The 7,371-nt window shown below is 57.7% G+C and carries 7 protein-coding genes; 2 read left to right on the forward strand and 5 right to left on the reverse strand.

Annotation, left to right across the window (positions count from 1 at the left end; translation table 11 throughout):
* Positions 1–261: PLP-dependent transferase (locus B4F73_RS14870; RefSeq protein ID WP_290483649.1), on the forward strand; the 261-nt coding region annotated here is incomplete at its 5' end.
* Between the two features lie 62 nt (positions 262–323).
* On the opposite strand, the gene B4F73_RS14875 is transcribed toward B4F73_RS14870, so the two are convergent.
* From B4F73_RS14875 to B4F73_RS14895, 5 genes are all read right to left on the reverse strand, one after another.
* Positions 324–896: a hypothetical protein gene (locus B4F73_RS14875; protein ID WP_290483650.1), complete on the reverse strand. Its 573-nt coding sequence runs from the start codon at positions 894–896 to the stop codon at positions 324–326.
* A gap of 81 nt (positions 897–977) precedes the next feature.
* Positions 978–2,933: an RNA polymerase sigma factor RpoD gene (gene rpoD / locus B4F73_RS14880; protein WP_206991261.1), complete on the reverse strand. Its 1,956-nt coding sequence runs from the start codon at positions 2,931–2,933 to the stop codon at positions 978–980.
* A 410-nt stretch (positions 2,934–3,343) separates the two neighbouring features.
* Positions 3,344–5,251, reverse strand: a complete 1,908-nt coding sequence (dnaG, locus tag B4F73_RS14885) for a DNA primase (protein ID WP_084332938.1) — start codon at positions 5,249–5,251, stop codon at positions 3,344–3,346.
* A 122-nt stretch (positions 5,252–5,373) separates the two neighbouring features.
* Complete coding sequence (locus tag B4F73_RS14890; protein WP_206991262.1) at positions 5,374–6,141, reverse strand: PRC-barrel domain-containing protein; 768 nt, start codon at positions 6,139–6,141, stop codon at positions 5,374–5,376.
* 94 nt (positions 6,142–6,235) lie between these two features.
* Positions 6,236–6,748, reverse strand: a complete 513-nt coding sequence (locus B4F73_RS14895; RefSeq protein WP_290483651.1) for a GatB/YqeY domain-containing protein — start codon at positions 6,746–6,748, stop codon at positions 6,236–6,238.
* A 184-nt stretch (positions 6,749–6,932) separates the two neighbouring features.
* Here B4F73_RS14895 and B4F73_RS14900 point away from each other — a divergent pair.
* Positions 6,933–7,371, forward strand: a 439-nt coding sequence (locus tag B4F73_RS14900; protein WP_290483652.1) for a carbamoyl-phosphate synthase domain-containing protein, incomplete at its 3' end; no start/stop codon positions are given.

A 7,371-nucleotide genomic window follows, 5' to 3' on the forward strand; every position in this document is an offset into this window, starting at 1 on the left:
GGCGCGCTGTTCACGGTCCAATTGAAGGGCGGCTATGAAGCCTGCACGAAATTTGTCGGCGGCCTGAACCTGTTCAGCCATGTCGCAAACCTCGGCGACGCGCGCAGCCTGGTCATCCACCCGGCCTCGACCACGCACCGCCAATTAACCGAAGAACAGCAGATCGCCGCTGGCGCCGCGCCCAACACGGTCCGCCTCTCCATCGGCATCGAAGACGCCGACGATTTGATCGCGGATCTGGATCAGGCGCTGAAGGCTTAAGACACGCCTATGCACCAAAAGAAAAGGCGTCCCATTTGGGGCGCCTTTTTTAAGCGGACGAGTTACATCAAGGCATTAACGTCCGGAAACACATGATGAATATAGGGGCGCAATGGGTGTCGTTTCGGCAGGCCCAGTGCGTAGTCAACTGATCGGAACACTCCTGACCATTCGAGCGATGAGTTCGGTCCATTCATGTCTTCGTCATTGATAAAGCTGACGAAGAGAAGATGAGCATCAACGTTGTGAGCCCTCAAAAAGTCCAAATGCGCTATACGATTTGTATACTGAAAGAAAACTTTCGTCCAATCGGATCCCTCACGCGCCCCAAGTCTGGCGGAAACGCTGTCGAGAGCGGCACGAATCTTCGTCAACGAACGCTCTGAAGCTTGCGACGCGGGCGAGAAAAATTCGTCAATATGTGCCTTGGCTTCCACCAAGATTGGCTTGTCACCCATGAGTCCTAGTGCGTCCCATTGAGGACCGCCTCTTGGCCAGAAATCCGCCAACGCCGTCTTGAGATGCCCCTGCCCTATGACATCCAGAAAAGCAGCATCTCTGTACTCAGCGAAATCATCTACACGTAGTGGCGATACCCAACGAATGTCCCCTGAAAGTGAAACAGGACGAAGCATCGCTCCGTCCTGTTCAATTGCTCTTTGCAGCCACTTCAGGCTTCCGCGAGTTCCCTCTGGTTGGGCCACTCGCACGGGAGGCTAGGTATCCAGGAAGCTGCGCAGTTTGCGGCTGCGGCTTGGATGCTTCAGTTTGCGGAGCGCCTTGGCTTCGATCTGGCGGATGCGTTCACGGGTCACCGAGAATTGCTGGCCGACTTCTTCCAGTGTGTGATCCGTGTTCATACCGATGCCGAAGCGCATGCGCAGCACGCGTTCCTCACGCGGCGTGAGCGAGGCGAGCACGCGCGTCGTCGTTTCGCGCAGATTCGACTGGATCGCGGCGTCGACGGGCAGAAGCGCCATCTTGTCCTCGATGAAGTCGCCGAGGTTTGAATCCTCGTCGTCGCCAATCGGCGTTTCCAGCGAAATTGGCTCTTTCGCGATCTTCAGAACCTTGCGGATCTTTTCCAGCGGCAAGCCCAGCTTTTCGGCCAGTTCTTCGGGGGTCGGCTCGCGGCCGATCTCGTGCAGCATCTGGCGCTGGGTACGGATGATCTTGTTGATCGTCTCGATCATGTGCACCGGAATACGGATCGTACGGGCCTGGTCCGCGATGGACCGGGTAATCGCCTGACGGATCCACCAGGTTGCATAGGTCGAGAATTTGTAACCGCGACGGTATTCGAATTTATCGACCGCCTTCATCAGGCCGATATTGCCTTCCTGGATCAGATCCAGGAATTGCAGGCCACGGTTGGTGTATTTCTTCGCGATGGAGATCACGAGGCGCAGGTTGGCCTCGACCATTTCCTTCTTGGCGATGCGCGCTTCGCGTTCGCCCTTCTGCACCGTCTGCACGATGCGGCGGAAATCATCGATCGGAATACCGATTTCCTGCGCGATTTCAGAAATGTTGTCGCGGGACTCGGTGATCTCGGCTTCCTTGCCTTCGGCAAAGCGCTTCCACTTGGCCGACTGGCCTTTAACAGCCTCGATCCAGTCCGGCTCCAGCTCGCGGCCGAAATAGTTCTCGAGGAATTCCTTGCGCGGCACGCCATAGGCATCGCCCATGCGCATCAGCTTGCCTTCCATGCCCATCAGCTTCTTGTTGATGGCATAGAGCTGTTCGACCAGCGCTTCGATCCGGGCATTGTTGATGTGGATCGTCTTCAGGTTTTCGACGATCGAGTTTGACAGCGAGTCATACTCTTCCTGAGCCTTCGGCGTCAGGTCCTTGCCTTCGAGGCGGCGGTTGACGAGCTTGTCCTGCAGCTTGCGGTATTTCGCAAAATCGTCGGCGATCTCGTCCAGTTTGGCCAGAACGCCATCGCGCAGTTCGGCTTCCATGGCGGACATGGACATTGCCGCAGCATCATCCTCGTCCTCGTCGTCATCATCGTCTGAGGATTCTTCGCCTTCGGCTTTCGCCTCGTCCGCTTCGTCTTCTTCTTCCTTGGGCTTTGGCTCAGGCGGCGGGTTTTCCGCGCCATAGGTGGCCTCAAGGTCGATCAGGTCACGCAGCAGGATGCGCTCGTTCACAAGCTCGTCGCGCCAGACCATCATGGCTTCGAAGGTCAGCGGGCTTTCGCACAGGCCGCGGATCATCGCATCACGTCCAGCCTCGATGCGCTTGGCAATCGCGATCTCACCTTCACGCGACAGCAGCTCAACAGCGCCCATTTCGCGCAGGTACATGCGGACCGGATCATCGGTGCGGTCAGAACCGCGCGCATTGCCCTTCTTGGCAACGACTTTCTTGTCTTCAATCTTGGTGAGCGCCTTGCCTTCGGCTTCGGCTTCTTCTTCGCTCTCGACCACTGCAATGCCCTGCTCGGAGATCTGGGACATCACGTCCTCGATCTGGTCGGAGGTCATTTCGTCATTGGGAAGCAGAGCGTTGATTTCGTCATGCGTGATGAAGCCGCGCTTCTGAGCGCGCTTCAGGACTTTCTTGACGTCGGTCGCATTGAAATCGACCAGGCCGTTTTCATTGTCCTTGTCGTCATCACGGTCGCCATCGCCGGAGACGTTCTTTTTCTTGGTGGCTGTTGCCATTCAAATCTCTCCTGTGAGGACCCCGACTGCGCTTGCCGAGAACTCTCCCAAAATAATACCTGCCTGTTAGCTTTCGCTGACTGTTCCTGCTGCCTCGTACATGCGGTCCCGCGGGACCGTTCGGTTCTCAACGAGCTGAAGACGCCTGTGCCATATACATGACGGCAGGGTCGATCCCTTGCACGCAGCATCCATGCCACGGTCAAGAGCAGGCTCGTGTGAACGTCCGTCTTCCAGAAATTGCTCGATGGCCGTTGGCCAGTCCTTTGCCTCGGGTTCAAAAACCGCGTTCAGAGGCAGATGAGGATAGTGTTTGAGCAGTTTGTCAGCGCGCATGTTCCCTGCTTACAGTAAATGGGCATGGATTGCGTTGCGGTCAATAGGTTTTCCTGCGTTTGAACCCGCGATGCCTAATTGCTGGAGCCATCTGGCTTGAACCAGGGGTTCTTCTCTTCGAACTGTTTCCAGAAATCGCCGATATTCGCCTTGCCCATCGCCTTTTCCTGCTGATCGACCAGAACACGCTCCTCATAGGCCTTGCGCTTCTCGGCCACCAGTCGACGTTTCAATTTGAGACGCCTCACTTCGTCATCCGCAGATGGGGCGGTATCGACCGGGATGAACACCTCGATCGCAGCTTTCCAGGACCGGTAGGCCGGATCGTCAACATTGATCCGCGACACCTGCGTCATGTCGATCTGGGAGACTTCCCGCTCATGCCCCTCCCGCGCCAGCAATTCCAATACGGCGTCGAAAGTCAGCTCCCTGTTTTCGATCAGGAAATCAACGAGCAGGTCGCGCAACCGGTTGGACATTACATTGCGGAAATCCGCCGCGATCAGCGTCTCTTCCATCCCGGACAAGATTGCAGGACTGGCAATGGCCTGCATCAGCAACAGGACACCGGGACTCTGTTTGCCGCCGGTTTGCGGACCTGTTGATGGGCTTCCTCCATAGGGGGACGCGCCGCCCTGCCCCCGTCCTCCGGGCTTGCCCTTGGTAAAGGAACTCTGCCGTTTGGCCTGACGGATCTGCCAGAAATGATCCTTCATGCGCGCGCGCAAGTCACGCTCATAGGCCGCCTTGACGCCGGGATGCTTGATCTGGGCTGCAGCCTGCATCAGCCGCGCCTCCAATCCGGCCTGACGTTCCGGCGTATCCAGCGGTTCGGCATCGCGCTCGCGCAGCCAGAGCAGTTCAGACAGGGCGATTCGCCCGTCCAGTGCTTCGCCCATCGCCATCGGTCCACGCTCGCGGATCAGGTCATCCGGATCCATACCGTCTGGCAACAGCACGAAGAACAAGGACCGGCCTGGCTCGACATGCGGCAGCGCGCGGTCAACGGCGCGATAGGCGGCGCCAAGACCAGCCCGGTCACCATCGAAACACAATACCGGCTCCGGACCAGCGCGCCAGAGCAGGCTGATCTGCTCCTCGGTCAGCGCCGTGCCAAGAGGGGCAACCGCCTGTCCGAAACCGGCTTCGGTCAGTGCGATGGCGTCCATATAGCCTTCGCAGACAATCAGGCCGCCGCCTTCGCCATGCCCCAGTGCTTCACGGGCCGCCTTGTAGCGGTAGAGCACGCGAGATTTGTGAAATAGCGGCGTGTCGCCGGAATTGAGGTATTTCGGCTTCGCGTCCGGCGTCAGCCCGCGACCGCCAAAGGCGATGATTCCGCCCCGGCTGTCAGGAATCGGAAACATGAGTCGGCCCCGGAACGCATCATAGGGCTCCCCGCCCTTGTCGCTTTCCTTGGTCAGGCCAGCTTCCAGAATCTCGGCGGCGGTAAACCCTTCGGCCTTCAGGTGCGCGCTCGTCTTGCGCCAATCATCCGGCGCATAGCCCAGCCTGTGGCGCTTCCAGGCCGCGGGCTTCAATCCCCTGCCCTCAAGGTATTCGCGCGCCGCGGCGCCTTCGGACGATTGCAGTCGTTCTTCGAAATACGACGCGGCTGCTTCACAGACTTCCTGCAACCGTTTGCGATGGTCATAGGCTTCGGCGGCACGCGGATCGGACTTCGGCAATTCCATGCCGGCCTCTTCGGCCAGCTTCTCAACCGCTTCCATGAAGGAGAGCCGCTCGGTCTCCATTACGAAACTGATGACATCACCACCCATGCCGGACGAAAAGCATTTGAAGATGCGCTTCTGGTCGTTGACGTAGAAGCTCGGTGTCTTCTCGGCCGTGAACGGCGACAGCCCGACCCATTCCTTGCCCTTCTTGGTCAGCTTCACCTTGCGGCCGATCACATCCGAAGGCCGGATACGGGCCTTCAGTTCATCGACGAAGCCATCAGGAATGCGGACAGGGGAACTCATAGCGGCGCAGTGTAGCCTCAATGGGGAATTGGGGGAACGCTCCCCTGCCTGCTGAGGAACCGGAATTGCACAAAAAAGGCCCCGCGCGAGCGGGGCCTGATCTTGATGCCAAAGGAAATGGCTTAGTCGATGTCAGCCGTGAAACCCAAAGCACTGTTGAATTCCTGTTCGCTCAGGTCGATGACGATCTCGCCATCGCTGTCGCCTTGGGCAACCATGATTTTCGATGGATCGATCAGGAAGCGTTTGTCCGTCACAGCTTCGACGATGCCATCAGACACAACAGCATACTTGGCCTGGCCGTCTGTCTTCATGATCAGGTCTGTGACGCGCACATCCTTGTCATTGAAAGCCAGATTGATGTTCGTGCCAGTCAGCTCTGACGCAAGACGATAGTCGTTCATGCCATTCTGCTCGAACTCCTGGAGGTCATCCAGCATTTCCTCGGTCAGATCCATACGCGCAGCAGGTTCACCTTCCTCGTCGAACCAGATTGAGGCTTGCTCGAATGACACGGCGTGCAGATCACCGGCAAAACCATCACGAATGATCAGCATTGGTTCCATCGTACCCGACGCCAGCATGACGTCTTCAACTTCGCCAACTTCCTCGCCATTGGAGTCCATGACTTCTTCGCCGATCAGCTCAGATGTGAGGAATTCGCCGGATGTCAGCACATAGTCGTCGCGGTCAGCCTCGGCCATATTGGTCTCGGTCGTCGCATCGCCGTAAACATCATTTTCGGTGTCGAACTCGCCATCATAGGTCGCGGTCTCGGTCATCGCCGTTGTATCGGTCTCAGCGGTCTGCGTGTGGGTATCAGCGCCCGAACAGGCCACAACACCCATCATCAGGGCAGCCGCACTCGTAGTCAGAAAAAGCCGTTTCATTTCAAAGTCCTTTCGTTGTGATCAATGCACAACCAACGGACCTCTAGCGGCCTTTGTTCCAACCTTTCGCAGAATTAACCAGCTGGGCCATCGGCTATTTTGCCGACGCCTTGTTCGATGTCAGCGCCTTGCGCATGACCTTGCCGGCGGTGCCGGATTCGATCTTTCCGGGATAGCGCTGTTTCAGGGCCGACATGCATCGACCGATATCCTTCAGTTTGCTGGCGCCGAGGTCTTCAACCACTTCTTCAACAGCCTCTTCAAGCGCCTTCGTACAGAGCGGCTCAGGCAGGAATTTGCGGATAATCTCGATTTCTTCGCGCTCACGAATGGCATCTTCGATACGGCCGGCATCATCATGCTCGTCGGCTGCTGTTTCGCGCTGGGCGATCATGATTTCGAGCACGTTACGCACGTCGGCATCCGGACAGCCTTCGCTGTCGCCACGCCCACGGGCGCACACATCACGGTCACGAATGGCCGCATCAATCAGGCGCAGCGTCGACAGGCGGGTGGTACAGCCACCGTCCTTTTCGCGCTCGGCATGCAATGCCTGCGCAACGCGCGCTTTAAGCGTCATCATGTCAGATTTATCTTCGTGGCCCATTCAAAATACGCCTTTCACACCAGCAACGTTCGTCTATGCTTGACGTTGCAGGGACTCAGTCCCATTACCCGGAAAAATGTCGGCGGAGAGAGTTAACCGTCTGACAACGATCCCGGAAGGCCAGCCAAATATGTCCGAACAAAGCAAAAAGCAAGCCAGCTCAACCGCCACGGGAGCTATCGCCTTGTCTGACGGCACTATTTTCTTGGGAAAAGGTGCAGGTGCCGAGGGCGTACACGTCGGTGAGCTCTGTTTCAACACAGCCATCACAGGCTATCAGGAGATCCTGACAGACCCCTCCTACTCATCGCAGATCGTGCTCTTCACCTTCCCGCATGTGGGCAATGTCGGCGCAAATGCTGATGATCATGAGGAATCCTCGATTCCGGGCGCGAATGGGGCCTGCGGCACGATTTTTCGCGAGCCGATCACAGCGGCGTCCAACTGGCGGTCTGGCGAGGAATTCGGCGACTGGCTGACCCGCCGCAATATTGTTGCCCTGTCAGGCGTCGACACCCGCGCCATCACGCGCATCGTGCGCGAGCAAGGCATGCAGAAAGCTGCAATTTGCCACAAGCAGGACGGTAATATCGACCTTGATGCGCTCATTGAGGCTGCCCGCG

The organism is Hyphomonas sp. UBA3601, from assembly GCF_002375605.1.
Taxonomy (GTDB): Bacteria; Pseudomonadota; Alphaproteobacteria; order Caulobacterales; family Hyphomonadaceae; genus Hyphomonas.

Coding starts and splice junctions, on each gene's coding strand:
- B4F73_RS14895 (WP_290483651.1), bottom strand. CDS start 6,748: ATGGGCCACGAAGATAAATCTGACATGATGACGCTTAAAGCGCGCGTT.
- B4F73_RS14875 (WP_290483650.1), bottom strand. CDS start 896: ATGCTTCGTCCTGTTTCACTTTCAGGGGACATTCGTTGGGTATCGCCA.
- rpoD (WP_206991261.1), bottom strand. CDS start 2,933: ATGGCAACAGCCACCAAGAAAAAGAACGTCTCCGGCGATGGCGACCGT.
- dnaG (WP_084332938.1), bottom strand. CDS start 5,251: ATGAGTTCCCCTGTCCGCATTCCTGATGGCTTCGTCGATGAACTGAAG.
- B4F73_RS14890 (WP_206991262.1), bottom strand. CDS start 6,141: ATGAAACGGCTTTTTCTGACTACGAGTGCGGCTGCCCTGATGATGGGT.